This is a genomic window from Rhodococcus sp. P4_B6 (assembly GCF_056402215.1).
On sequence record NZ_JBFUHV010000396.1, the window covers coordinates 1 to 2,303 of the forward strand.

A 2,303-nucleotide genomic window follows, 5' to 3' on the forward strand; every position below is an offset into this window, starting at 1 on the left:
CTGTTCGCTGTTCGGTCAGCAGGTCGCCGCGACTCCGGACGCGGTGGCCGTGACGTTCGGTGACGAGAATTGGACCTACCGGGAGCTGAGCAGCCGAGTGAACCGGCTGGCACGCCGGTTGATCGGTGCGGGTGTCGGCCCGGAAGTGCTGGTGGCGGTCGCGCTGGAGCGGTCACCCGAGGTGATCATCGCGCTTCTGGCCGTCCTCGAGGCCGGGGGCGGATACCTCCCCATCGACCCCCGCTATCCGAGTGCACGGACCGAGTTCATCCTGCGCGACGCTGCGCCGATCCTGATCCTGACCGACACGGCGACCGCAAGCATGCTGCCAGACAACGGCATCCCCACACTGCTGCTCGAGACGTGTTCGGAACAGGGGGGACACTGGGAGGACACCGCCGGCAACGGCCGCACCACACCGCCGCGGCCGGACAATACCGCGTACGTGATGCACACCTCCGGATCAACCGGCACCCCGAAAGGGGTGACGATCAGCCACCACAATGTCGTCAACTGCATGGTGCACGTGGCCTCGAGTCTCGGTGCGCCAGGGCTGGCCCGCGTGCTGGCAAGTACATCGGTGAGTTTCGACGTGTCCGTGTTGGAGATTTTCGCCGCGTTGTGCGCCGGCGGGAGTATCGACGTGGTCCGTGACGTTCTCGTGCTCGGCGAACACCGCACCTGGAGCGGGAGTGTGATCAGCACGGTCCCGTCGGTGTTCGCGGAGGTACTCGACCAGATCGAGAACACGGTGAGCGCGGAGACGGTGGTGTTCATCGGTGAGCAGTTGTCCGGTCGATTGCTCGGTGCAGTTCGTGCCGCGATTCCTGGAGTCCGGGTTGTCAATGGGTACGGTCCGACCGAGACCACCGTCTACGTGACCAGCCGGGTTATGGAGCAGTCGGACGAGTGTGCTGGCGAATCGGTGTCGATCGGTGTGCCGGTAAGGAATTCGCGGGTGTTCGTGTTGGGTGCGGGGCTTGGGCCGGTTCCGGTGGGTGTGGTGGGGGAGTTGTATATCGCCGGGGTGCAGTTGGCGCGTGGGTATTTGGGTCGGCCGGGTTTGACGGCGGAGCGGTTCGTGGCGTGTCCGTTCGGTGTGTCCGGTGCGCGGATGTATCGGTCGGGGGATCTGGTGCGGTGGACYGCCGAGGGTGTGCTCGAGTTCGTGGGGCGTGCTGATGAGCAGGTGAAGGTGCGGGGGTTCCGGGTGGAGCCGGGGGAGGTCGAGGCGGTGCTGCTGTCGCATCCTGCTGTTTCGCAGGCTGTGGTGATTGGTAGTGAGTCTCCGGCGGCTGTTGGGGYGGGGTGTCGGTTGGTGGGGTACGTGGTTCTCGAGTCCGTCGGCACGGTGACGGGTGTGGGGTTGCGYGAGTTCGTGGCCGGGCGGCTGCCGGAGTTCATGGTTCCGGCGGTGGTGATGGTGGTGGATCGGTTGCCGTTGACGGCGAATGGGAAGTTGGATCGGAGGGCGTTGCCGGCGCCGGAGTTCGTTGGTGGGGTGTTTCGTGGGCCGCGGTCGCCGGTGGAGGAGACGTTGGTGGCGTTGTTCGCGGAGGTGCTGGGTGTTCCGCGGGTGGGGATCGATGACGGGTTTTTTGATTTGGGTGGGCATTCGTTGTCGGTGACGCGGTTGGTGAGCCGGATTCGGTCGGTGTTGGGGGTGGAGGTTGCGGTTCGGGTGGTGTTCGAGTGTCCGTCGGTCGCGGAGTTGGCGCCGCGTCTGAGGGAGGGGCCGGTTCGGGTGCCGTTGCTCCCGCGGGTGCGGCCGGAGCGGGTGCCGTTGTCGTTCGCGCAGGCCCGGTTGTGGTTCCTTCACAAATTCGAGGGACCGTCGGCGACGTACAACATTCCGGTGGCGGTGCGGTTGACCGGTGCTCTTGATGTGGGGGCGTTGGTGGCGGGGTTGGGGGATGTGGTGGCTCGGCACGAGAGCCTGCGGACGGTGTTCGGTGAGGATGACGGTGTGCCGTTCCAGCGGATCCTGCCGGTTGAGCAGGTCCCGGCGGCAGTGCAGACAATCGAGGTCGGTGCCGACGAAATACCCGCGGCAGTGACCACGGCGGCGGCGTATCCCTTCGACGTCGAACACGAGATTCCGATCCGGGCAACGTTGTTGGAGTCCGGACCCCAGGAGCACATCCTGGTGTTGGTGCTGCACCATATCGCGGGGGATGGGGGTTCGTTGGCGCCGCTGGCCCGGGATGTGGCGGTCGCGTATGCGGCCCGCGCGGCGGGGCAGGCGCCCGGGTGGGCGCCGTTGCCGGTGCAGTACGCCGATTACACGCTGTGGCAGCGGGACC

At 66.5% G+C, this 2,303-nt stretch carries 1 protein-coding gene; it reads left to right on the forward strand.

Annotated elements, in window-relative coordinates; genetic code table 11:
• The coding region (locus AC1DWT_RS50910) for an amino acid adenylation domain-containing protein (protein WP_477926228.1) at window positions 1-2,303 on the forward strand (2,303 nt) is incomplete at both ends.